The organism is Rhodopseudomonas sp. WA056, assembly GCF_010906995.1.
Taxonomy (GTDB): domain Bacteria; phylum Pseudomonadota; class Alphaproteobacteria; order Rhizobiales; family Xanthobacteraceae; genus Rhodopseudomonas; species Rhodopseudomonas palustris_G.
Genome location: NZ_QPFS01000015.1, coordinates 1 through 22,322, shown reverse-complemented (window position 1 = coordinate 22,322; position 22,322 = coordinate 1). Strand labels below are relative to the sequence as shown.

Here is a 22,322-nt window from a genome sequence, read left to right as displayed (position 1 = left end):
GCCAACAGATAGGACGTGCTCATCGCGAGCCCTCGCGCTGTTTCATCCGCGGGTCGAGCGCGTCGCGGGCGGCGTCGCCGATCAAGTTGACGGACAGGATCGCGATCGACAGCAGCAGTCCTGGCCAGAAGATCAGCATCGGCTTGATCTGGAACACCGCGCGCCCCTCGGCCATGATGTTGCCCCAGGTCGGCGTCTCCGGGCTGATGCCGGCGCCGAGGAACGACAGGATCGCTTCGGTGAGGATCGCGGACGCCGCGATGTAGGTGCCCTGCACGATCAGCGGCGCCACGGTGTTGGGCATCAGGTGCCGCCACATGATCTTCGGCAGGCTGGAGCCGAGCGAGATCGCGGCCTCGACGTACGGTTCCTCACGTGCCGACAGCACCACCGAGCGCACCAGCCGGGCGACCCGCGGGACTTCCGGGATGGTGATGGCGATCAGCACCGTGGTCAGGCTGGCGCCGGACAGCGACACCACGGCGATCGCCAGCAGGATGCTGGGGATCGCCATCAGGCCGTCCATCACCCGCATCATCACCGCGTCGACCCATTTGAAGAAGCCGGCGACCAGGCCGATGACGAGGCCGATGGCGATCGACACGATCGCTGCGCCGACGCCGATCAGCAGCGACACCCGCCCGCCATAGATGATGCGCGACAGCAGGTCGCGACCGTAGGCGTCGGTGCCGAGCAGGAATTCGGCGCTCGGCGGTTTCAGCCGCTGTGCCGGCGCCAGCGTCACCGGATCGTGCGGCGCCAGCCACGGTGCGAAGATCGCCGACAATACGATCAGCGTCAGGCTGATCGTGGCGACGGCGATGATCGGCGTCGACAGCAGGAAGCCGAGGCGTGGGCGCAGCGGCCGCGGCACCGGGAGGGTCGGTTCGGACATGGTATCGATTGCCATGGTGCGCGCCCTCAGTAGCGGATTCGAGGATCGAGCAGCGTGTAGGCCAGGTCGATCAGCAGGTTGACGGCGACATAGATGCCGCTGGTCAGCAGGATCATGCCCTGGATCACCGGATAGTCCCGCGCCAGCACGGCATCGACCGTGAGGCGGCCGATGCCGGGCAGGTTGAACACGCTTTCGGTGACGACGACGCCCGAGATCAGCAGCGCGAAGCCGGTGCCGATCACGGTGATCACCGGCACCGCGGCGTTGCGCAGCGCGTGGCGCAGCAGCACCCGGCTTTCCGTGATACCCTTGGCGCGGGCGGTGCGGACGTAATCCTCGCCGAGCACGTCGAGCATCGCCGCGCGCGTCATGCGCGCGATCAGCGCGATGTAGATGAAGGACAGCGTCAGCGTCGGCAGCACCAGCCGCTCGAAGAACGGGCCGAAGCCCCGCGACAGCGATCGGAAGCCCTGCACCGGAAACCAGCGCAGCTCGATCGCGAAGATCTGGATCAGGACGTAGCCGATCACGAACACCGGAACCGAGAAGCCGATCACCGACAGCCCCATCACGAAACGGTCGATCCAGGTGCCGTGTTTCCAGGCGGCGACGACACCGAGCGGAACCGCGACGATCACCGAGACCACGATGGTCGACAGCGCCACCGTGATGGTCGGCTCGATGCGCTGGCCGATCATCTGCAGCACCGGCACCTGCGAGATCAGCGACACGCCGAGATCGCCATGCAACAGCCGGCCGACCCAGGTGAAGAATTGTACATAGAGCGGTTCGTCGAGCCCGAGCGTGGCGCGGATGCGCATCAATTGTTCAGGGCTGGCGTTGTCGCCGGCAATGATCGCGGCGGGATCGCCCGGCGTCAGCCGCAGCAGCAGGAACACGAACAGCGCGACCACGCCCATCACCGGGATGGCCGCAAGCAGGCGGCGGATCAGATAGCCGAGCATCGGCGCTCCATCACGGATTTCGATCGACGATTAGCAAAACTTATCTCGACCATGCGGTTCGTCATCATCACCTGCGCTCGGCTGTCGAAAGTCACGTTCGAAGTTCAGCAAGTCCCGTGCCAGCGCGCGCATGGGTGCGAGCGCCGGCCCGAGCCCGCGCTCAGTCCAGTGTCGCGAGCAATCCCGCCATCAGCCGGCCGCGCTCGGCGAGACTGTCGATCTCGATATGCTCGTTCAGCGTGTGGGCATCGGCGCCGCGCACGCCGAGACCGTCGAGTGTCGGAATGCCCATCGCGCCGGTGAAATTGCCGTCGGAGCCGCCGCCGGCGCTGCCGTGGGGCAGGCTGGTGCCGAGCTGGGCGGCGACCGCACGGGCTTTCTCGTACAGCGCCATGGTGCCGGCGTCCGGCTCCCACACCGGGCGGGTGACGCCCCGCGTCACCTTGAACGATACGTCGTTGCTGGTGCCGGACAACGCCAGCATCCGCTCGACGCCGCGGTCGAGATCGGCCTGACGCTTGGCCATGCTCAGCGCCTCGCCGGTGCAGGTGGTGGCGACGCAATTGACCCACTGGCCGCCGTGCACAATGCCGACGCTGAAGGTGCAATCGTCGCCGGTCATCGCGTCGATCGCCAGAATCTGCCTGGCCATTTCCCGTATCGCGGAACGACCCGACGACAGCGTCGCGCCGGCGTGGCTCGGCTTGCCGGTCGCTTCCAGGTTGAACCGAGCGATCGCGTAGCGGCCGGTGACGACGCCGTTGTCGGGGCGTCCGGGCTCCGGCACCAGCACGTATTTGTTGCGGGCCGCTTCAGCTTCGATGATGTCACGGGTCGACGGTGTACCGACTTCCTCGTCCGGCGTGAACAGCACCGTGATCGGCAGCGGCGTGGTGAACGAGGCGCGGGCGAGCTGGCGGATGGCTTCGAGCGTCAGGTAGTTGCCGCCCTTCATGTCGAAGATGCCCGGGCCGAACGCTTTGTTGCCTTCGCGGCGGAACATCAGTTTTTCGATGGTGCCGACAGGGTGCACAGTATCGAGATGACCGGCGATCAGGATACCCGGCTCGCCTTGCTTGGGATGCGGAAAGCGCGCGCGGACGCAGCCGGCGAAGCCTTGCCGGCCCGCGATGCGCTCGATTGTCGCGCCCATGATCGCCATCTCCCGCGCTGCGAGATCGAGCATGCGCTCGACCGCGGCGGCGTTCCAGGTAGGACTCTCGCACTCAACCCATGCGCGCAATCCTTGCAGCATCGTGTCGGAATCGAATGGAAGATTTGCGGGGTTCATTGCGCGCTCTCGGTTGAAAGGTGGCTTACGAGACTGATTGCCGATGACTTTGTAAAGCGAAGATTCGTGGGCGACTACGCGGCCGGGTGCGGACCGCGCCGCCGCCGGATGATTGACGCTTGGCACGCTTGGTGCAAGTCTCGATTATCAGGATGCGGCATTGCGTCGATCGGCGCGGCGTCGCGCCTGAGGCTCGTCGCCTTGCACAAGCAATCATCTGTGACTGATCAGTTTCAAGTCAGGAGAAGTCGAATGTCTCATCCACCGCGTTGGATGCACTCGGTCGTCGCGTCGAAATTCGCCTTGCCGGCGCTCGCGCTCGCCGCATCGCTGTCGCTGCCGGCTGCCGTCGATGCCAAGACGATCCGGGCCGTCATGCATTCCGATCTGCGTATCATCGACCCCGGCCTGACCACCGCGTACATCACCCGCGATCACGGCTACATGGTGTACGACACGCTGCTGGCGATGGATTCGAACTTCAAGGTCCAGCCGCAGATGGCCGAGTACAAGGTCTCGGACGACAAGCTGACCTATACCTTCACGTTGCGCGACGGGCTGAAGTGGCACGACGGCGCGCCGGTCACCGCGGAGGATTGCGTCACCTCGCTGCAGCGCTGGGGCAAGAAGGACGGCATGGGCCAGAAGCTGATGCAGTTCACCGCCAGCCTCGAGGCGCCCGACGCCAAGACCATCGTGCTGAAGCTGAAGGAGCCTTACGCGCTGGTGCTGGAGTCGATCGCCAAGCCGTCGTCGATCGTGCCGTTCATGATGCCGAAGCGGATCGCCGAGACCCCGGCCGACAAGGCGATCCCCGAGCAGATCGGCTCCGGTCCGTTCAAGTTCGTCGCGTCTGAATTCCAGCCCGGCGTCAAGGCGGTATACGTCAAGAACGCCGACTACGTGCCGCGCAAGGAAGCGCCGAGCTGGACCTCGGGCGGCAAGGTGGTGAAGGTCGACCGCGTCGAATGGATCACCATGCCGGACGCGCAGACCGCGGTGAACGCGCTGCAATCGGGCGACATCGACTTCGTCGAGAACCCGTCCTTCGACATCCTGCCGGTGCTGCAGCAGGACAAGGAACTGAAGATCGAGACCCTCAACAAGCTCGGCTACGTCACCATCGGCCGGATGAACTTCCTGTATCCGCCGTTCGACAATCCGAAGGTGCGGCGCGCGGCGCTGCTGGCGATGAACCAGAAGCCGATCCTCGACGCGCTGGTCGGCAATCCCGATTACTACCAGATCTGCGGCGCGATCTTCGGCTGCGGCACTCCGCTCGCCACCGACGTCGACTCGGCGCCGGTAACCAAGGGCGACGACATGGCGGAGGCCAAGAAGGCGCTCGCCGAATCCGGCTACGACGGCACGCCGGTGGTGCTGATGGCGCCGGGCGACGTCGTCACCCTGAAGGCGCAGCCGATCGTCGCCGCGCAGCTCCTGCGCGAGGCCGGCTTCAAGGTCGACCTGCAAGCGACCGACTGGCAGACCGTGGTGTCGCGCCGCGCCAGCCAGAAGCCGCCGGCCGAAGGCGGTTGGAATATCTTCTTCACCAACTGGGTGGTGCCGGACGTGATGAACCCGGTCGCCAACGTCATGCTCAACGGCAAGGGCAAGACCGGCGGCTGGTTCGGCTGGCCGCAGGATGACAAGATGGAAGCGCTGCTCGACAAGTTCGTCCGGGCGACGTCGCCTGAGGATCAGAAGGCGATCGCGACCGATCTCCAGAAGCGGGTCTATGAGGAAGTGACCTATCTGCACGTCGGCCAGTACAAGACCCCGACGGTGTGGCGCACCGAACTGACCGGCGTGCTCGATGGTCCCGCGACCCCGGTGTTCTGGAATATGGACAAGAAGGAGTAAGGGCCGTCACGGCCCGAGCGAACCGCTGACGTCGTGCATTGCGCCGTCCTGCGATGAAGCAGGGCGGCGCTCTGCCGTCGGCAGCCAACCGGCAATCCAGCGCTTTGTCCTGCTGCGAACAACAAAAAGCCCGGCGCGAAGCACGGGCTCGATGGGCAGAACGCAGTGCCTAAATCCGGTCGGGCGCGTGAGGCCGGCTGCTATTTGCGGGCGCAGGCGACCTTGATCGAACTGGCGCTGGGGCTGCACTTCGCCGTCACTGCGCCGTCCTTGACCGTGAGCTGATCGGCAAGCCGGGCGGCACCGCCGTTGACGCAATAGGCCGAGGTCAGCGTCTCGTTGGCGGCGCAGGTCACCGGGCAGCCGTCCGAGGCGCAACTGGTCGAGGTGACGTTACGGACCGAGGCGATCGCCGGGGCCGCAGCCGCGGCCTGCTTGTCGGTAGGCGGAGCCTTGGTGGCAGGCGCCGGAGCGGCCTTGGCCGCCGGGGCGGGCGCAGCGGCCTCGGGGGCCGGCGCCGCGGCGGCTTCAACGGCCGCCGGGCTGGAGCTGCTTTCCACCGCGGCCGGCCGGGCATAGTAGCCGCTGGCCGACACCAGGTAGACGAACAGCGCCGCGACGACGACTGCGCCGATCATGATCAGCGTCGTGGTGGGCAGTGCCTTGACCCGTTCGACCGTGTTGCGGATCGATGCGGCGAAGGCGGCGGTATCGAACGAACCGCCGCGGGACCGCATATCGTCGAACGTCAGATACGCAGCGATCACGAGGCCACCACCGAACAAAATAAGTATCAGCAGTGGACCGAGCGCGGAGAGATACTCCATGTTACGTCTTTCCATTCATGGCAGGCCGGCGCGAGGTGTATAGGTTTCGCCCGCCGCGAGCTGCATTGTCGAAAATCAAATGAACACGCATCTGCAACGGTGCGTTGAGGTATGTCAAAACCGTCTGGCTCCGTCCGGCGAGATGTAGCACGACCAGTGCGGCGCCGTCATCGCGGCCGATAGTTTCGTAATTTGTTAGGGTTGATGAACGACGCCGGGCGTTTGCCGAGTGCGCCGACCGTCGGCGCTGTGATTCAATGATCAATGCACACCGTGGCAGCAGTTCTGCGTCGATCGACCGCAGTTGCCGCCGGATATGGGATGTTCGAATGCAAAGCAGTGGCGGAATATGGCAGTTGCTTGACGGCGGGCCGAACGAGCCGCTGCGCCGCGACAAACCCGTTCCGCGCCCAGCGCGCACCTGACCGCCATACAAGCCGCGTATCATGTAGCGGCCGCAACGATCGAAGAGTCTCCCCATGAAGGCAGCAGACGTGATGACCACCGCCATCGTGACGGTGCAACCCGACACGCCCGTTCACGCGATCGCCGAGACCCTGCTCAGGCACGGCATCAGTGCCGTTCCGGTGGTCGACGGTCACGGTGCTCCGCTCGGTATCGTCAGTGAGGGCGACCTGATGCCGCGCGACGACACCGCGCGCGAGGCGCGTCACGACTGGTGGCTGCAGATCCTTTCTGAAGGCGAGGCGGTGCATCCTGACTACCTCCGGTTCCTGAAGTCCGATACCCGGACCGCCAGGGATGTGATGGTCGGCCCGGTGGTGACGGTCGAGGAAACCGCGGCGCTGGCCGATGTCGCCGACGTCCTGGTCGAGAAGCGGATCAAGCGGGTGCCGGTGCTGCGCGCTGGTCGCATCGTCGGCATTGTCAGCCGCGCCGACCTGCTCAAGACCATGACCGGCACCAATCATATCGGGCGCGACCCGGTGCACGACGATCCCAATGCCTGGCCGGCGCCGTCCGAAAAGCTGGCGGCGCTGTCGCGTCCCGCTGCCCCGCCGGCGCCACCTTCGCACGCTCCGGCGACCGACGATTTGTCGGCCGCAGCGTTTCGTGAACTCGGCATCGAGCACGAACATGAGGAAGACGAAAAGCGCAAGCACGCCAAGGAGCTTGCCGACGACAAGCACCATCGCCTGGCGAGCGAGATGCTGGCGTCGCATTTGTCGGACGAGACCTGGCAGAAGCTGCTGCGCAATGCGCGGGCAGCCGCCAAGAAGGGCGAGCAGGAAAGCCTGCTGCTGCGGTTTCCGGCCGAATTATGCAGCGATCATGGCCGTGCCGTGAACGCCCCCGATCCGGAATGGCCCTCCACGCTGCGCGGCATGGCCGCCGACATCTATCTGCGCTGGAAGGCGGAGCTGCGGTCGCACGGCTTCGTGCTGCAGGCCCGCGTGGTCGATTTTCCCGATGGCATCCCGGGTGACATCGGCCTGTTCCTGAGCTGGGGCAAGAGCGAAGCGGCGCATCATTGAGGCGCCCTCCAGTCGAGCAGCCTCAGATCTTGAGATTGCGATACACCGAGACCTCGCGTTCGCGCGCCAGGCGGGCGTCGTCGCCGGCGCGGATACCGCGCCAGCCGTCGAAAAACACCACCATGGTGGTGATCAGGCCGGTGATCTTGCCGACCAGGAATCCAAACGGGAAAATCAACCGCTCGGCTGGCAGGATGAACTGTGAGCCGAGAAAGATCACCGCGGCGTTGGCGAAATATGCGGTGCGGTACAGCGTCTGCTCCTTCCAGGCGCTGCGCGCGTAGGGCCTGGAGCTCTTCTTCACCGCTTTATTGTACCGCGGATTGCGCAGCAGCCCGAGCAGTCGGCGCTTTTTCGGCAATTGCCGCGGCCCGGCCAGCAGGGCGCGATAATTCTCCCGCATCTGAAAATGTGCGATCAGCGCCAGCAGCAGATTGGCTGCGACCAGCACCCCCTTCAATTCCCACAGGGACAGCAGGAGCTGGGCGGCGAGGTCGACGAACAGCAGATGCGTCGCCGCGTTGAGCACAAAGGCCGAGCGGTGGAATGCCGCGCGGTTGATGTTGGAGACCTTCTCGTCGATGAACGCCGCCCCGGGCTTGGTCTCACCGAGCTGCAGCAGGGTGGCGGTCTGCGCCTCGGTCAGCGGCCAACTCTTGCCGAGTTCGGCGATCGTGACCGCCGGGGTGCCGCGCTTGATCCGGAACGTCGCCTTCGCCGACCACTCGGAGATCCGCGCCAGCCAGCGCCGCGTCACCGCGAAGCGCGAGGTGTTGGTCGCCGCCTCAACGAGCGGGTGGGGGTCTGGCTGCATCGTGTCCTTCAGCGCGGCTCGATCGCCGTCAATCGCCGAAAAGCGGATCCTCTGCAAGCTTGCCGGCGGCTTTGATGGCCGTCTTCATCTGCCGCCGGATCTCGGCATCATCAAGGTCGGCGAGCTGGCGGGCGGCGTCGGGATCGAGCTTGGCCTGCGCCCGGCGGGCGAACTTGCCGGCGAGCTTGCGGTGCACCGCGACGTCGTTCAGCGCGCCGAGCGCGTCGAGCAACTTTTTCAGATGCTTCCTGAACCGCTTCAAACGCTTGCCGGCCTTGCCGTCGAACAGGCTCTCGAAGAAGCCGATTGCGTAGTTCAGCTTCTTGGCGGCGATCCGAACCCGGTGGCGTTCCTCGTCGTCGAGCTGTTCCAGCTTCGCCAGACGCTTGTTGAGCTTGCGGGCGCGACGCGTCAGCACCTTCCGGGCGAACACCTCGGCCGATGGCCGGTCGTCCGCGTCCGCCCTCTTGGTCCACTCGCCGGCCTCGATCCAGTGCTCCAGATCGGCCAGCAGCTTGCGGAAGCGCTGCAGATCCACCGTCGCTCTGGCGCTGTCGAAGGCGGCGCCGCGATCGGCACCGAGCCGCTTCAGAAAGGTCGGCGAGGCTGCCCTGAGCTTTGCGCCTTTGATTTTCACTTCCAGCAAATGCAGATCGCGCGCCGGCGCCAGCCGGCCGGCCAGCCATTTCAGTTCGCGCTTCATTCGCTGGGTGTCGGTTCCGTCGACCAAGTCGCCGAACACCGAAATCGCCGCCCGCATTCGCCGCAGCGCGATCCGCATCTGGTGCACGCCGGACGGATCACGGCGCCTTACCCGTGGTTGCTGGGCGACGATCAGATGCAGCAAGGCGGTGACGATCGCGCGAAACGCCTCGCCGCTGCTGGCGATCTCCGACAGATCGATGTCGTTGGCCGGGGCTGCGCCCGGCTTGGCCGTAGGCTTCTGGAAAGTTCGACGCATCATGTCCCACACGGGCGAAATTCACCGCCCGCGGTATCCTAGCAGATTTACGCCGCGATGACGCGACAGCTTGGTGCGACCAACGGCGCCAAAACCGCGCAGCCAAGCGCGCCGGCGGCTCAGGCCCGCTTCAGCACTTCCAGCGGATAGCCGATCAGCTTGGCCACCGCATAGGCGATCCCCATGCCGATCAGAGCCGCAACCGCCTGACCGCCATAGTACCACGCGGCCGAGGGCGGGAAGGGCATCAGTTGGGTGGCAACGTCCAGGCACCACAGGATAGCGGCGACGCCGACCGCCATCACGACGAACATCTGCATCCGCTGCACCGCGGCCTCAATCCGGGCCATCCGCGCTTCGACATGCTTGTCCGGGCCGCGCTCCGGCGTCGGTTTGCCCGAAGCCGGTGTGTTCGGGACGCTGTCCGGGGGCGTCGTCGTCATGCAGTCCTCACTTGTTCGTCTAAAGTCCAACTATCCGTCCGGTCGCGATCACGATCCGCTGTTGCGTAGCAGTAAGCGTCGCTGCACTGCACAGAATTGACTCAGCACAAAATGACCACCGAAAATGCAGCGCGCGTAGTGATCATGCTGATCGATAACTGTAGGTACCGTTGACTTAGCGCAAATACGACAGAAGGTAAATTTGGGAAAGAGGGCCCCTTTACAGCCGTTCTAAACGCCGCAGCGGCGTGCGCTCGGGGGGAGCTCATCATGCACACACCTTGGCAAGCCGCCACCGCGTTGAAAACAGACGTCAAAGAGTTGCGTCCGCTGACCGGTAACGAGGCGATCGCCCGCGCCGCCTGGGAAGCCGGCGTTCGTGTCGCCGCCGCTTATCCCGGCACACCCAGCACCGAAGTTCTCGAAAATCTGGCGACCTATCCGGCCGAGGATCTGCACGCGCAGTGGTCGACCAACGAGAAGGTCGCGCTGGACGTCGCGATGGGCGCGTCGTTCGCCGGCTCCCGCGCGCTGTGCGCGATGAAGCATGTCGGCCTCAACGTCGCGGCCGACGCGTTCATGACCGCGACCTATATCGGCGTCAACGGCGGCCTGGTGCTGGTGGTTTGCGACGACCCCGGCATTCACTCCTCGCAGAACGAGCAGGACAGCCGGATCTACGGTCAGCTCGCCAGTATCCCGGTGCTGGAGCCGAGCGACGCCCAGGAAGCCTACGACTTCACCAAGCTGGCGTTCGAGATCTCGGAGCAGTTCGACACCCCCGTGATCGTGCGCAGCACCACACGTCTGTCGCACACCCGCAGCACGGTGTCGGTCGGCCTGCGCTGCGAGGTGCCGCCGCGCGTGTTCCTGGAGCGGCCGTCGAAGAACGTGATGATCCCGGCGCACGCCCGCGGCCGTCATCTGTTCGTGCTCGAGCGCGAGGCCAGGCTGAAGGATTATCTCGGCACCGCGGAGGTCAGCCGGATCGAGAAAGGTCAGACCAGCTTCGGCGTGGTCACCGCCGGCACCTGCTACCCTTACGTCCGCGAAGTGCTGCCGGATGCCACCGTGCTGAAGCTCGCCGCGTCCTGGCCGCTGCCCGAACCGTTGTTGCGCGAGTTCTGCGCGTCGGTCGATCAGGTATTCGTGGTCGAGGAGCTGGAGCCGATCATCGAGAAGGAGATCGCCGCGCTCGGCATCAAGGTCGAGGGCAAGCGGCTGTTTCCGCGCGCCGGCGAGTTCTCGCCCGAGGTGGTCCGTGCCGGTTTCGTCAAGGCCGGCCTGTTGCCGGCGCCGCCGTCCTACAACGCATGGGTGCCGGAGCCGGTGGTGCGGCCGCCGGTGCTGTGCGCCGGCTGTCCGCATACGTCGAGCTTCATGGCGGTGCGCGCCTCCGGCGCCCGCGTCGCCGGCGACATCGGCTGCTACACGCTGGCGGTGCTTGATCCGCTGCGCGGCATCGACACCTGCGTGGCGATGGGATCCTCGATCGGTAATGCCATCGGCATGGCGAAGGCCGGCGAGACCAAGCCGGTGGTCGCCACCATCGGCGATTCCACCTTCCTGCACGCCGGCCTGCCGGCGCTGATCGACGCGGTCTACAACCAGGCCAACATCGCGGTGATGCTGCTCGACAACCACATCACGGCGATGACCGGCGGCCAGGAGCATCCCGGCACAGGCAAGACCCTGCGCGGCGAGCCGTCACCGCAGGTCGACTACGAGGCGCTGATCAAGGCTTGCGGCGTCAAATGGGTGAAGAAGGTCGACAGTTACGACCTCGCAGCCACCCATCAGGCGCTGCGCGAGGCGATCGCTTACCGCGGCGTCGCGGTGCTGATCTCGAACCGGCCGTGCGTGCTCGATCCGATCAAGATCAAGGGGCCGCCGCTGGAAGTGATCACCAGCCAGTGCACCGCCTGTCAGTCCTGCATGAATCTCGGCTGCCCGGCGCTGACCTGGAGCGACGAGTGGTTCGAGGGCCGGCACCGGGTGAAGATCGATCCGGCGCTGTGCATCGGCTGCACGCTGTGCGCCCAGGTCTGCACCATCGACTGTATCAAGATCGCGAGCCCGGCGGTGACGCAATGAACGAGCAGAGCAGCATCGCAGTGAATGCGGACAGCGAGCCGGTGGCGTTCAACGCAGCATTGGCCGAGCCCACCAACGTGCTGATCGTCGGCGTCGGCGGCCAGGGTGTGATCCTGGTGTCCAAGGTGCTGGCGTCGCTGGCGCAGGCGCATGGCTACGAGGTCAAGCAGAGCGAAGTCCACGGCATGGCCAAGCGCGGCGGCACCGTGTTCAGCCACGTCCGGTTCGGGCCGCGGGTGTGGTCGCCAACCATCGCCAAGGGCGAGGCCGACGTGCTGATCGCGCTGGAATGGGCAGAGGGGTTGCGCTGGCTGCCGCATCTGAAGCGCGACACCGGCGTGTTCATCTGCGACACTAAGCGGATCGTGCCGCCGTTCGCTTGCCTCAGCCGCCGCCCCGGCGCGCCGATGCGCTACTCGACCGAGACCGCCGAGCAGGTTGCCGCCTACGTCTCGGAGGCCTACGCGATCGACGCCACCAAGATGGCCGAAGAGCTCGGCAACGAGCGCGCCGCCAACGTGGTGCTGCTCGGAGCGCTGTCGACCGTGCTGGAATTCGCGCTGCCGGAATGGGAAAGAACCGTCACGGCGTTCGTGCCGAAAAAGACCATCGCGGTGAATTCGGCCGCGTTCGAGCTCGGCCGCAACTGGATCGCCGAGGCCAAGAGCGGGCCGGCGACCGCGGATGCGGCGCCTGCGCCGATGCCGGCGCACACCCCATATCAGCCGCGGCTCGAGATCACCGACGCCTGGTGCAAGAGCTGCGAAATCTGCGTCAAGCTGTGCCCCGAGCGCTGCCTGACGCTGAACGCCGATCGCATCGCCACCCTGGTGGCGCCGGAGAAATGCACCGGCTGCCGGCTGTGCGAATGGCTGTGCCCGGACTTTGCGATCCGCGTCCATCTCGACCCTGAAGCGCCCGCGATGGAGGCCGCGCAATGAACGCGCCGGATCGTCACGTTCCCAAAGCCGCCGCCGCCAAGCTGCTGTCCGGCAACGCCGCCTGCGCTCAAGGCGCGATCGACGCCGGCTGCAAGTTCTTCGCCGGCTATCCGATCACGCCGTCCTCGGAAATTGCCGAGCGGCTGTCGACCATGCTGCCGGCCGCCGGCGGCGTGTTCATCCAGATGGAAGACGAGATCGCCGCGATGGCGGCGGTGGTCGGCGCCTCGATGGGCGGCGTCAAATCGCTGACCGCGACCTCCGGCCCCGGCTTCTCGTTGAAGCAGGAGAATATCGGCTACGCCGCCGGCGCCGAGATTCCCTGCGTCATCGTCAACGTGATGCGTGGTGGGCCCTCGACCGGCATGCCGACGCGGCCGTCGCAGGCCGACATCTTCCAGACCCGCTACGGCAGCCACGGTGACTACCCGATGATCGTGCTGGCGCCGGCCTCGGCGCGCGAGATCTACGACGAGACCATCCGCGCTTTCGATCTCGCCGAGCTGTGCCGCACCCCGGTGATCCTGCTGTACGATCAGGTGATCGCGCAATCGTCGGAGACCGTGGCGCTCGGCGGCCGTGTCCCGGTGCACGCCACCCGCAAATGGGCCAGCGGCCCCCGCGAGGCTTACAAGCCCTACGCAGCCGATGCCGATCTGGTGCCGCCGATGCCACGTCCCGGCGACGGCTATCGCACCCACACCACCGGCCTGACGCATAGCGAAACCGGCTTCCCGAGCCAGGATCCCGAGACGGTGACGCGCAATCTCGGCCGGCTGTACGCCAAGCTCGATCGCCATCGCGACCTGATCGACAGCTATGAAGCCGTGCGCTGCGAAGACGCCGAGGTGGTGATCGTCGCGATCGGCATCAGCGCCCGCGCCGCCCGCCGTGCCGTCGATGCCTGTCGCGCCGAGGGCTACAAGGTCGGCCTGTTCCGCCCGGTCACGCTGTGGCCGTTTCCGGAAATCGCGCTGCGCGAAGCGACCCGGAACGCCAAGGCGATCCTGGTGCCGGAGCTCAATATCGGCCAGCTCCGGCTCGAGATCGAGCGTCAGCTCCGCGACCGCCGCGTCGAAGGTCTGCATCTGATCAGTGGTGAACCAATCACGCCGGCGCAGATCGCAGCCAGCGCCGCCAAGCTTGCTTCGGAGGTCTGAGATGTTCCGCGACGCGCCGCATTTCGACGTCCGCGACTATCTCCGCAAGGAGATGATGCCGCACTTCCTGTGCCCGGGCTGCGGTCACGGCATGGCGCTGCGCGCGCTGCTGTGGGCGATCCACGAACTGAACATCGACCGCGACAAGCTCGCGGTGGTGTCGGGGATCGGCTGCGCCGGACGGCTGTCGGCTTATATCGACGCCAACACCTTCCACACCACGCACGGCCGGCCGCTGGCCTATGCGACTGGTCTTGCGCTGGCGCGGCCGGATCTGCACGTCGTGGTGGTCACCAGCGACGGCGATTGCCTCGCTATCGGCGGCAATCACCTGATCCACGCCTGCCGGCGCAATCTCAAGCTCACCTGCCTGATGCTCAACAACGAGATCTACGGCATGACCGGGGGCCAGGTGTCGCCGACCACGTCGGAAACGCGGCTGACCACCACCACGCCGCACGGCAATTCCGAACCGAACTTCGACGCCTGCGCGCTGGCGACCGCCGCCGGCGCCGGCTTCGTCGGCCGCGAAGTCACCCGGCATGTGCCGAAGCTGAAAGAGCTGATCAAGGCCGGGCTGCAGCATCCGGGCTTCGCCTTCGTCGAAGTGGTGTCGGACTGCACCGAGGTCTACGGCCGCAAGAACGACATGGGCTCGTCGGCCGAGATGGTGATGCGGCAGAAGAGCGAGATGCGCCCCTCGGCGTATCGCGACAGCGTCGATGAGCCGTTCCGCTCGACCGATCTGCCGACTGGCATTCTGGCCCAGAACAATCGGCCGGAATACGGCGCGGCGTTGCGCGCCGCCGCCGCGGCACGCGCCGGCAAGTGACGGGGAGATCAGCCATGTCGACATCCCGCATTGAACTGCGCTTCGGCGGCACCGGCGGCCAAGGCCTGTTGCTCAGCGCCAAGCTGCTCGCCGACGCACTGGCGCTGGAAGGCCGCCACGTCGCGCAATCGCAGACCTACGAGCCGACCTCGCGCGGCGGCTTCTGCAACGCAGACCTGGTGGTCGCCCATGGCGAGGTCGACTATCCGCTGCCGATCGAATTCGATCATCTGGTGCTGCTCGACAAGATCGCCATCAAGCCGTCGTGGCCGAAACTCAAGGCCGGCGCGCTGGTGATATCCGATGTCCGGCTGTGCCCGGAACTGCCGGAAGCCGGTCGCTTCAAGCGCTACCCGCTGCCGCTCAGCCGCACCGCGATCGAGCTCGGCAGCGAGCGCGTCACCAACATCGTGGCGCTCGGCGTGTTGGTCGAGCTGTCGGGCATCTGCAAGCACAAATCGGTCGAGCAGGTGGTGCGCGCATCCTCGCCGCGCGGTTTCCTCGATCTCAATATGGACGCGCTGGCCGCCGGCACCGCGCTGGCCAAGACGCCCGCCGTCGCGGCGGCTTCCTGATTTTCTGACAAAGGATTGCTTCGATGAGCGCCCAACCCGCATTGCGCGAACAGACCGTCTATATGCACGACCGCGCCATCGAAACGATGCCGCGGCCGCAGCTCGCGGCGTTGCAGTTCGAGCGGCTGCGCAAAATCGTCGAGCGGGCCTATCGCGATGTTCCGCACTATCGCAACAGCTTCGACCAAGCCGGCGTCAAGCCGGCCGACCTGGCCTCGCTCGCCGACATCGCGAAGTTTCCCTTCACCAAGAAGACCGATCTGCGTGACAACTACCCGTTCGGGATGTTCGCGGTGCCACGCAATCAGATGCCGCGGATTCACGCCTCGTCGGGTACCACCGGCAAGCCGACCGTGGTCGGCTACACCAGGACCGATCTCGACAACTGGGCCGACCTGATGGCGCGGTCGATGGTCGGCGCCGGGATTTCGCCGGACGATATCGTCCACAACGCCTATGGCTACGGCCTGTTCACCGGCGGTCTTGGGGCGCATTACGGCGCCGAGCGGCTCGGCTGTACGGTCGTGCCGGCCTCCGGTGGCGGCACCGAACGGCAGGTGCAATTGATCACCGATTTCGGCGCCAACGCGCTATGCTCGACGCCGTCCTACGCGCTCAACATCGCCGAGATCGCCGAGCAGATGGGTGTCAACCTGCGCGATGCGCCGCTGCGGGTCGGCCTGTTCGGCGCCGAGCCGTGGAGCGACGCGATGCGCCGCGACCTCGAAACGCGGCTCGGCATCAAGGCGGTCGACGTCTACGGCCTGTCGGAGATCATGGGGCCGGGCGTGGCCTGCGAATGCCATGTCGCGCAAAACGGTCTGCACGGCTGGGAAGATCACTTCCTGTTCGAGACCATCGATCCGGAAACGCTCGAGGTGCTGCCGATGGGCTCGGTCGGCGAACTGGTGATCACCACGCTGACCAAGGAAGCGCTGCCGATGATCCGGTATCGCACCCGCGACATCACCAGCCTCAACACTGAGCCCTGCGCTTGCGGCCGCACCCATCTGCGCATCATGCGTGTTACCGGCCGCGACGACGACATGCTGATCATCCGCGGCGTCAACGTTTATCCGTCGCAGGTGGAGTCGGTGCTGGTCGGCTTCCCCGGCATCGCGCCGCACTATCAGATCGTGCTGACCCGCGAGAAGGCGCTCGACGCCATGACGGTCGAAGTCGAGATCGCCCCCGACGCCCCGCGCGACGAGGCCGCGCTCGCCAAGAAGGCGGCCGAAGTGACGCATCACATCAAGTCGCTGATCGGCGTCACCTGCAAGGTTGCGGTGAAATCGCCGGGCGAAGTGCCGCGCTCGCAGGGCAAGGCGGTGCGGGTGAAGGACCAGCGGAATATGTGATTTTCAGATCCGGAGCTTGGCCACCGGCATGACCTCATGGTGAGGAGGCGCGAAGCGCCGTCTCGAACCATGGCCGCAGGTGCCCTTGGCGCATCCTTCGAGACGCCCGGCTTCGCCGGGCTCCTCAAGATGAGGACTCAGTACCCTTGGCAACGGCCAAGTCCGCGCCAATCAATCGATGAAGCGCACGGACTCGTCATGACCGGGACGAGCCCGGCCATGACGGGGCGAGTTAGTTCTTCCGCGGCCTACAGCCCGAGCACCAGCTTGCTGATGATGTCGCGCTGGATCTCCGAGGTGCCGCCGAAGATGGTGTAGGCACGGCCGTTGAGATGCGTCGGCATCACGGCGAGTTCGTCCTCCGGAATTGCCGGCGGCGCGTTGAGCCGGTGCAGCGGGCGGGTCGGTTCGACATAGAGGCCGTCGTTACCGATCACGTCGACCGCGAGCCGGCTCACCGCCTGGTAGATCTCGCTGGTGCGCAGCTTCAGGATTGACGACACCGCGCCGGGGTTCTGGCCGTTCTGCAGCGCCGACAGCACGCGTAGCTCGGTCATTTCCAGCGCGTCGATATCGACCTCGGCCTCCGACATCCGGATCGCGATGTCCGGATCCTCGATCGCCCGGCCGGTCGCCTCCGACTCGGCGAACGCCGCCGCCCGGTGCAGCGCCTTGCGGAGCTTCGCCGAGGCGATGCCCGAGCCGCGTTCGAACTCCAGGAGATATTTGCCGTAGGTCCAGCCCTTGCCTTCCTCGCCGACCAGGTTCGACGCCGGAATCCGGACGTCGTCGAAGAACACCTGGTTGACCTCGTGGTCGCCGCCGATCGTCAGGATCGGGCGGATGGTGATGCCGGGGCTCTTCATGTCGATCAGCACGAAGCTGATGCCGTCCTGCTGCCGCGGCTCGTCGCTGGTGCGCACTAGCGCGAACATCATGTTGGCGTTGTGCGCGTGGGTGGTCCAGATCTTGGTGCCGTTGATGACATACTCGTTGCCGTCGCGCACCGCACGGGTCTTCAGCGACGACAGGTCCGAGCCCGATCCCGGCTCCGAATAGCCCTGGCACCAGTAATCCTCGCAGGACAGAATCCGCGGCAGGAAGTAGTTCTTCTGCTCCGGCGAGCCGAAGCCGATGATCACCGGGCCGACCATCTTGACGCCCATCGGCGTCGGGCTCGGGACCCCTGCGTGCGCGCATTCGGTCTCAAAAATCCAGCGCTGCGCCGGCGTCCAGCCGGGGCCGCCATATTCGGCCGGCCAGCCCGGGGCACCCCAACCCTTGGCGTTGAGGGCACGCTGCCACGGCACGCCGCTCTCCGGCTCGGAGAACACCGAGGCGTTGAGCGACTCCGCCCGCTTCATGTCGGGCGTGAGATTGGCCGCGATGAAGTCGCGGACTTCCTGTTGAAAGGCGAGCTCGGCTTCGCCGAAGGTCATGTCCATGCTGGTGCCTCGCTTTGCTTAAACAGGCCGGCCGCTGAGCGCGGCGTGGCGGCGATAATGATGCGTGCTGCCGCCGAACAGCGTCTCGAACGCCAGCAGGCGTTTGAAATACGCGCCGACGTCGAGTTCCTCGGTGACGCCCATGCCGCCGTGGAGCTGAACCGACTGCTCGGCGACGAAGCGCGCGCCCTTGCCGATCTTGGCCTTGGCGCCGGAGGCGGCGCGGCCGCGCTCGGCAGCGTCCGCCTCGGCCTTGAGGGCGGCGCGTAGCGCCATCGAGCGGGCTTCGTCGACCTGCACCGACATGTCGGTGAGGCGATGCCGCACCACCTGGTTGGCGGCGAGCGGCCGGCCGAACTGTTTTCGCACCTTGGTATAGTCGAGCGTCTTGTCGGTCAGGGTCTGCATCATGCCGACGGCTTCGGCCGACAGCGCGGCGAGCGCGCGATCGACCACCGCCTCGACGGCCGGATAGGCATCGACATCGCCGCCGAGCATGGCGTCGGCGGGGACGCGCACGCCTTGCAGCGTCAGATTGCAGGCGCGTCCGCCACCAAGCCGGGGATAGTCCGCAAGCGTCAGCCCGGCCGTGTCGCGCGGCACCAGGAACAGCCGCAGCGAGCCGCTGCCGTTGTTGGCCAGCCTTGCGGAGACGATGAGCCGATCGGCCGACGCGCCGTCCAGCACCGCGACCTTGGCGCCGTCCAGCATGTAGCTGTCGCCATCCTTGCGGGCGGTGGTGTCGACGCGAGCGAGATCTGCGCGGGCTGCGCGTTCGGCATGGGCGAAGGCGAGCCGCAGCGTTCCTTCTGCGACGCTCGGCAGCAGTGCGGCCTTTTGCTCGTCGCGGCCGTGTTCGGCGACGAGGCCGGCGCCGAGCACCACGGTGGATAGATACGGCTCGCTGACCAGGCCGCGGCCGAACGCTTCCATCAGGATGCCGACTTCGATCGCGCCGCCGCCGATGCCGCCATGAGCCTCCGGCAGCGGCAGCGCCAGCCAGCCGAGATCGGCGAACTGCTTCCAGATCGCTTCGCTGAAGCCGAACGACTCCTTGGCGTTCTGCTCGCGCAGCTTCGTTGTGTAGGTCTCGGCGATGAAGCGGTCGGCGCTTTCGCGCAGCAGCCGCTGTTCGTCACTGGGCGTCAGATCCATCGCCTTACACCTTCACCTGTTTGCGCACCGATGGATGTAGTCCCATTGGGTCTACGATCATTCCGAACTCCTGCAGATTGTGAGCGTGACAAAGCTGATGCAGCGCGAACGCCTGATCGATCGCCGCCGGCTGCCCCTGGATATCCACCGAGCGGTTGACCGCTTCCTTGGTCATCTTCAGCGCGAAGCTCGGCTTGGCGGCGATGCGCTGCGCAAGCGCCATGGTGAAGGTGGATAGTTCGGCGGCGGGCACCACGTGATTGACCATGCCGAGCTGGTGGGCCTCTTGCGCGCTCCAGCTATCGGCGGTGAACAGCAGCTCCTTGGCCTTGCGCGGGCCGAGCTCCCAGGGATGCACGAACCACTCGACGCCGCAGACGCCCATCGTCACCACCGGATCGCAGAACTCGGCATTGTCCGATGCGACGATCAGGTCGCAGGCCCAGGCCAGCATCAGCCCGCCGGCGATGCACTTGCCATGCACCTCGGCGATCATCGGCTTGGCCAGGTTGCGCCAGCGCCTTGTGATCTGCAGATAGATCTCCTGCTCGCGCGCCATCCGTCCGTGCGCGCCGGGCTCGCGAAAGCCGCCCCAATGGCCGACCGGCGGAAAGTCGACGCCGGCGTCGTTCTTGGTATGCGCGCGCAGATCGTGGCCGGCGGAGAAGTGCGGGCCGGCGCCGGCCAGGATAATCACCTTGACGGTGTCGTCCTGCACCGCGTCGTCGAACGCTGTGTTGAGGTCGTAGGTCATCTGCAGATTTTGCGCGTTGCGCGCCTCGGGGCGGTTCATCACGATTCGTGCGACCGCCGGATCCGGTCGCTCGACCAGGATCGTCTCGTAGGAGCTCATCCGTCCTCCCGTTTCTTGTTGTCTCGGCTTATGGCGCCGGTTGTGTTCCACGGAGTGTGGCAGGTCGCGCGCGCGACTGCAAACGGCATCTCTGCCGCATTTGCCGAGGAATTCCGTGTCGCGGAGCGCTGTCGGGAAAGGCCGCCGCCGGTTGCCATGAGGTTCCGGTAAACCGCCGCTTTGAGCCAGAACAAACCGCGTCCGCCGCGATTATGCGATGGCGCTCGGGCATAGGAGCGGAAGGGCCAGAATTGATTTCGAGCGGCCGGCGATCCGTGCGATAGCTCGCGGCCCCGCGCCGAACGCCTTTGCCTGCCGAAAGTGGATGATGCCGCCGTTTCGCGTCCCGTCGATGATCCGCAATCTCGTCTGTGCCGGCGCGCTCGGCGCCGCGGCTGCGCTGCTGCTCGGCAGCGTCGCGCATGCCGCCGCCGACATCGCCAACCTGCCGCGCGATCTGTCGCCGTGGGGGATGTTCCGGAATGCCGACATCGTCGTGAAGGTGGTGATGGCCGGGCTCGCGATCGCTTCACTTGCGACCTGGACGGTGTGGCTGTCGAAGACCATCGAGCTACGGCGCGAGACTGCACGCGCCCGCGACGGTCTGGCCAAGCTCGAAACCGATACGACTCTGGCCGAACTCGGCCGCAGCAGCGAGGGCGCGCATGACGCGGTCTCGCAACTGATTCAGACCGCCGCGCGCGAAGGCAGCCTATCGGGCTGGACCTTTGATGCCGACTTCAAGGACCGGGTCGCGCTGCGGCTGGAGCGCGTCGAGGCGGCGATGGCGCGCAAGATCGCCGGCGGCACCGGCATTCTTGCGACCATCGGCGCGGTGGCGCCGTTCGTCGGCCTGTTCGGCACGGTGTGGGGTATCATGAATGCCTTCATCGGCATCTCCGAAGCGCACACCACCAATCTGGCGGTGGTGGCGCCGGGCATTGCCGAGGCGCTGCTCGCCACCGCGCTCGGCCTCGTCGCCGCAGTGCCGGCGGTGGTGATCTACAACTACCTCGTCCGCGCCATTGCGGCGTATCGGGCGCTGCTCGGCGATGCGTCGGCGCAGGTGCTGCTGCTGGTCAGCCGCGATCGCGGCCGCTCGGCGCGGCAGATGCGGGCAGGGTGAGTCGATGGGCGTGCGGCTCGGCGGACGACGGTTTGCGGCGGAGGACGATCTCGAGGTCGCGCACGAGATCAACGTCACACCGTTCATCGACGTGATGCTGGTGTTGCTGATCATCTTCATGGTCGCAGCCCCGCTCGCCACCGTCGATATCGGCGTCGATCTGCCAGCCTCGACCGCAGCGCCGCAGCCGCGCCCGGACAAGCCGGTGTATCTGTCGGTGCAGCCGGATCTGACGCTGGCAGTCGGTGAGGCCGTCGTGGCGCGCGACGCGCTCGGTGCGGCGCTGCAGAGCGCGACGAACGGCAACAAGGACGAGCGGATCTTCCTGCGCGCCGACAAGGCGGTCAGCTACGGCGAGCTGATGGCGGTGATGAACCTGCTGCGTGATGCCGGCTACTTGAAGGTCGCGCTGGTCGGGCTCGACGGCCGGGATCAGCCATGAACGACTACGCGCTGCACGAGACGCCCGGCCGCGGCCGCAGCCAGTGGCTGCTGTCGGCGGCCGCGATCGTGGTGGCGCATTTCGGGCTGATCGCCGCCGCCGTTGCCTGGTATCAGCAGGCGCCGGCACCGGGCGTCGCGATGCCGGTCATCATGGTCGATATGGCGCCGGTTCCCGCCGCGCCGGCGCCGCAGCCTCAGGATTTGGCGCCGGGGCCGGAGATGCAGGAAGCGCCGGCGCCGCACGAGGAGGCAACGCCTCAGCGGCCCGAAGCCCAGCAGCAGCTCGCCGAGCAACTGCCGGAGTCGCCGGCGCCGGTGCTGCCGACGCCCGAAGTGGTGCTGCCGCAGCAACGTCAGCCGGCTGAGCCGGAGCCGGTTAAGCGCGAGCCCGCCAAACCGAAGCGCGATTACGCCAAGCGCGAGGAGACCAAGCCTAAGTCGCAGGCGCCCGCGCCGCGTAGCACGGCACCGCCCAAGGCCGAGCGTCAGGCCGCGCTCGCCGCTGCGGCGCGGGCAGGGCAGGCGGCTGCCGCTGCGGCACTGCCGTCTTACCGTGACCGGCTCGCCGCACATCTCGTCCGTTATCGGCAGTATCCGGCCGGCTCCCGGGCTGCGCGCGAGCAGGGCACCGCGATGCTGTCGTTCACAGTCGGCCGCGGCGGTCAGGTGCTCGGCAGCCGCCTGCCCTGCCCGCGCCGCAGCGGCGAGCGCGGCCTGACGCTCGGCCTTGGGCGGTGCCGTGCTACGCGGCGCGGGCGCCTGCGACTTAGGCTTGGTCTCC

21 protein-coding genes are annotated in these 22,322 nt (G+C 66.5%); 11 read left to right on the top strand and 10 right to left on the bottom strand.

Translation table 11 applies throughout. From position 1 onward, the window contains the following. Positions 1 to 19 precede the first annotated feature (19 nt). The 3 genes from DU475_RS05270 to DU475_RS05260 form a co-directional block, all read right to left on the bottom strand. Positions 20 to 910 carry an ABC transporter permease gene (locus DU475_RS05270; protein WP_013501159.1) on the bottom strand — a complete coding sequence of 297 codons (891 nt, stop codon included), beginning with the start codon at positions 908 to 910 and terminating at the stop codon, positions 20 to 22. Positions 911 to 921: 11 nt separating this feature from the next. Beyond that, on the bottom strand, positions 922 to 1,863 hold the full coding sequence (locus DU475_RS05265) for an ABC transporter permease (protein ID WP_013501160.1): 942 nt from the start codon (positions 1,861 to 1,863) through the stop codon (positions 922 to 924). Between the two features lie 160 nt (positions 1,864 to 2,023). Then, positions 2,024 to 3,154 carry a M20/M25/M40 family metallo-hydrolase gene (locus DU475_RS05260; RefSeq protein WP_013501161.1) on the bottom strand — a complete coding sequence of 377 codons (1,131 nt, stop codon included), beginning with the start codon at positions 3,152 to 3,154 and terminating at the stop codon, positions 2,024 to 2,026. 252 nt (positions 3,155 to 3,406) lie between these two features. Between DU475_RS05260 and DU475_RS05255 the strand changes: the two genes are divergently transcribed. Further along, positions 3,407 to 5,017: an ABC transporter substrate-binding protein gene (locus DU475_RS05255; protein ID WP_164631073.1), complete on the top strand. Its 1,611-nt coding sequence runs from the start codon at positions 3,407 to 3,409 to the stop codon at positions 5,015 to 5,017. A 200-nt stretch (positions 5,018 to 5,217) separates the two neighbouring features. Here DU475_RS05255 and DU475_RS05250 read toward each other — a convergent pair whose 3' ends face one another. After that, positions 5,218 to 5,844 (bottom strand): hypothetical protein, encoded by a 627-nt coding sequence (locus DU475_RS05250; protein WP_164631071.1) that lies wholly within the window; start codon positions 5,842 to 5,844, stop codon positions 5,218 to 5,220. A 479-nt stretch (positions 5,845 to 6,323) separates the two neighbouring features. On the opposite strand from DU475_RS05250, the gene DU475_RS05245 reads away from it, so the two are divergent. Then, positions 6,324 to 7,340: a CBS domain-containing protein gene (locus DU475_RS05245; protein ID WP_013501164.1), complete on the top strand. Its 1,017-nt coding sequence runs from the start codon at positions 6,324 to 6,326 to the stop codon at positions 7,338 to 7,340. Positions 7,341 to 7,362: 22 nt separating this feature from the next. Here DU475_RS05245 and DU475_RS05240 read toward each other — a convergent pair whose 3' ends face one another. The 3 genes from DU475_RS05240 to DU475_RS05230 form a co-directional block, all read right to left on the bottom strand. After that, a complete protein-coding gene (locus tag DU475_RS05240) occupies positions 7,363 to 8,154 on the bottom strand; it encodes a hypothetical protein (RefSeq protein WP_164631069.1) in 792 nt (263 codons plus the stop codon). Between the two features lie 28 nt (positions 8,155 to 8,182). Continuing rightward, positions 8,183 to 9,115, bottom strand: a complete 933-nt coding sequence (locus DU475_RS05235; protein ID WP_047307279.1) for a CHAD domain-containing protein — start codon at positions 9,113 to 9,115, stop codon at positions 8,183 to 8,185. A gap of 119 nt (positions 9,116 to 9,234) precedes the next feature. Beyond that, complete coding sequence (locus DU475_RS05230) at positions 9,235 to 9,558, bottom strand: hypothetical protein (protein WP_013501167.1); 324 nt, start codon at positions 9,556 to 9,558, stop codon at positions 9,235 to 9,237. Positions 9,559 to 9,828: 270 nt separating this feature from the next. Here DU475_RS05230 and iorA point away from each other — a divergent pair, with 270 nt between their 5' ends. The 6 genes from iorA to DU475_RS05200 are packed head-to-tail and all read left to right on the top strand — an operon-like array spanning position 9,829 to position 16,518. Beyond that, positions 9,829 to 11,652 (top strand): indolepyruvate ferredoxin oxidoreductase subunit alpha, encoded by a 1,824-nt coding sequence (gene iorA, locus DU475_RS05225; RefSeq protein ID WP_164631068.1) that lies wholly within the window; start codon positions 9,829 to 9,831, stop codon positions 11,650 to 11,652. Next, positions 11,649 to 12,593 (top strand): 2-oxoacid:acceptor oxidoreductase family protein, encoded by a 945-nt coding sequence (locus tag DU475_RS05220; RefSeq protein WP_114357646.1) that lies wholly within the window; start codon positions 11,649 to 11,651, stop codon positions 12,591 to 12,593. The genes iorA and DU475_RS05220 overlap by 4 nt, the downstream gene beginning before the upstream one ends. Continuing rightward, positions 12,590 to 13,753, top strand: coding sequence for a 2-oxoacid:acceptor oxidoreductase subunit alpha (locus DU475_RS05215; protein WP_142882036.1), 1,164 nt, complete (start codon positions 12,590 to 12,592; stop codon positions 13,751 to 13,753). The genes DU475_RS05220 and DU475_RS05215 overlap by 4 nt, the downstream gene beginning before the upstream one ends. A 1-nt stretch (position 13,754) precedes the next feature. Then, a complete protein-coding gene (locus DU475_RS05210; RefSeq protein WP_164631066.1) occupies positions 13,755 to 14,585 on the top strand; it encodes a thiamine pyrophosphate-dependent enzyme in 831 nt (276 codons plus the stop codon). Positions 14,586 to 14,599: 14 nt separating this feature from the next. Beyond that, positions 14,600 to 15,160, top strand: a complete 561-nt coding sequence (locus tag DU475_RS05205; protein WP_013503872.1) for a 2-oxoacid:acceptor oxidoreductase family protein — start codon at positions 14,600 to 14,602, stop codon at positions 15,158 to 15,160. 23 nt (positions 15,161 to 15,183) lie between these two features. Next, positions 15,184 to 16,518 (top strand): phenylacetate--CoA ligase family protein, encoded by a 1,335-nt coding sequence (locus DU475_RS05200; protein WP_164631064.1) that lies wholly within the window; start codon positions 15,184 to 15,186, stop codon positions 16,516 to 16,518. A gap of 248 nt (positions 16,519 to 16,766) precedes the next feature. Here DU475_RS05200 and DU475_RS05195 read toward each other — a convergent pair whose 3' ends face one another. Genes DU475_RS05195 through DU475_RS05185 form a run of 3 tightly spaced genes read right to left on the bottom strand, consistent with a single transcriptional unit; the run spans position 16,767 to position 19,971 of the window. After that, a complete protein-coding gene (locus tag DU475_RS05195) occupies positions 16,767 to 17,963 on the bottom strand; it encodes an acyl-CoA dehydrogenase family protein (RefSeq protein WP_164631062.1) in 1,197 nt (398 codons plus the stop codon). 18 nt (positions 17,964 to 17,981) lie between these two features. Further along, positions 17,982 to 19,118: an acyl-CoA dehydrogenase family protein gene (locus DU475_RS05190; protein ID WP_164631060.1), complete on the bottom strand. Its 1,137-nt coding sequence runs from the start codon at positions 19,116 to 19,118 to the stop codon at positions 17,982 to 17,984. 4 nt (positions 19,119 to 19,122) lie between these two features. Continuing rightward, positions 19,123 to 19,971: an enoyl-CoA hydratase gene (locus tag DU475_RS05185; RefSeq protein ID WP_164631058.1), complete on the bottom strand. Its 849-nt coding sequence runs from the start codon at positions 19,969 to 19,971 to the stop codon at positions 19,123 to 19,125. 325 nt (positions 19,972 to 20,296) lie between these two features. Between DU475_RS05185 and exbB the strand changes: the two genes are divergently transcribed. From exbB to DU475_RS05170, 3 genes are all read left to right on the top strand, one after another. Further along, the gene (exbB, locus tag DU475_RS05180; protein WP_164631055.1) at positions 20,297 to 21,097 is read left to right on the top strand and encodes a tonB-system energizer ExbB; all 801 of its coding nucleotides are present in this window, start codon (positions 20,297 to 20,299) and stop codon (positions 21,095 to 21,097) included. A 4-nt stretch (positions 21,098 to 21,101) separates the two neighbouring features. Further along, positions 21,102 to 21,539, top strand: a complete 438-nt coding sequence (gene exbD, locus DU475_RS05175; RefSeq protein ID WP_164631053.1) for a TonB system transport protein ExbD — start codon at positions 21,102 to 21,104, stop codon at positions 21,537 to 21,539. Further along, on the top strand, positions 21,536 to 22,322 hold a 787-nt coding region (locus DU475_RS05170), incomplete at its 3' end, for an energy transducer TonB (protein ID WP_246700244.1). The genes exbD and DU475_RS05170, both read left to right, overlap by 4 nt.

Coding starts and splice junctions, on each gene's coding strand:
- DU475_RS05215 (WP_142882036.1), top strand. CDS start 12,590: ATGAACGCGCCGGATCGTCACGTTCCCAAAGCCGCCGCCGCCAAGCTG.
- DU475_RS05270 (WP_013501159.1), bottom strand. CDS start 910: ATGGCAATCGATACCATGTCCGAACCGACCCTCCCGGTGCCGCGGCCG.
- exbB (WP_164631055.1), top strand. CDS start 20,297: ATGATGCCGCCGTTTCGCGTCCCGTCGATGATCCGCAATCTCGTCTGT.
- DU475_RS05235 (WP_047307279.1), bottom strand. CDS start 9,115: ATGCGTCGAACTTTCCAGAAGCCTACGGCCAAGCCGGGCGCAGCCCCG.
- DU475_RS05220 (WP_114357646.1), top strand. CDS start 11,649: ATGAACGAGCAGAGCAGCATCGCAGTGAATGCGGACAGCGAGCCGGTG.
- DU475_RS05230 (WP_013501167.1), bottom strand. CDS start 9,558: ATGACGACGACGCCCCCGGACAGCGTCCCGAACACACCGGCTTCGGGC.
- DU475_RS05190 (WP_164631060.1), bottom strand. CDS start 19,118: ATGGATCTGACGCCCAGTGACGAACAGCGGCTGCTGCGCGAAAGCGCC.
- DU475_RS05205 (WP_013503872.1), top strand. CDS start 14,600: ATGTCGACATCCCGCATTGAACTGCGCTTCGGCGGCACCGGCGGCCAA.
- DU475_RS05240 (WP_164631069.1), bottom strand. CDS start 8,154: ATGCAGCCAGACCCCCACCCGCTCGTTGAGGCGGCGACCAACACCTCG.
- iorA (WP_164631068.1), top strand. CDS start 9,829: ATGCACACACCTTGGCAAGCCGCCACCGCGTTGAAAACAGACGTCAAA.
- DU475_RS05185 (WP_164631058.1), bottom strand. CDS start 19,971: ATGAGCTCCTACGAGACGATCCTGGTCGAGCGACCGGATCCGGCGGTC.
- DU475_RS05200 (WP_164631064.1), top strand. CDS start 15,184: ATGAGCGCCCAACCCGCATTGCGCGAACAGACCGTCTATATGCACGAC.
- DU475_RS05250 (WP_164631071.1), bottom strand. CDS start 5,844: ATGGAGTATCTCTCCGCGCTCGGTCCACTGCTGATACTTATTTTGTTC.
- DU475_RS05255 (WP_164631073.1), top strand. CDS start 3,407: ATGTCTCATCCACCGCGTTGGATGCACTCGGTCGTCGCGTCGAAATTC.
- DU475_RS05260 (WP_013501161.1), bottom strand. CDS start 3,154: ATGAACCCCGCAAATCTTCCATTCGATTCCGACACGATGCTGCAAGGA.
- DU475_RS05265 (WP_013501160.1), bottom strand. CDS start 1,863: ATGCTCGGCTATCTGATCCGCCGCCTGCTTGCGGCCATCCCGGTGATG.
- exbD (WP_164631053.1), top strand. CDS start 21,102: ATGGGCGTGCGGCTCGGCGGACGACGGTTTGCGGCGGAGGACGATCTC.
- DU475_RS05195 (WP_164631062.1), bottom strand. CDS start 17,963: ATGGACATGACCTTCGGCGAAGCCGAGCTCGCCTTTCAACAGGAAGTC.
- DU475_RS05210 (WP_164631066.1), top strand. CDS start 13,755: ATGTTCCGCGACGCGCCGCATTTCGACGTCCGCGACTATCTCCGCAAG.
- DU475_RS05245 (WP_013501164.1), top strand. CDS start 6,324: ATGAAGGCAGCAGACGTGATGACCACCGCCATCGTGACGGTGCAACCC.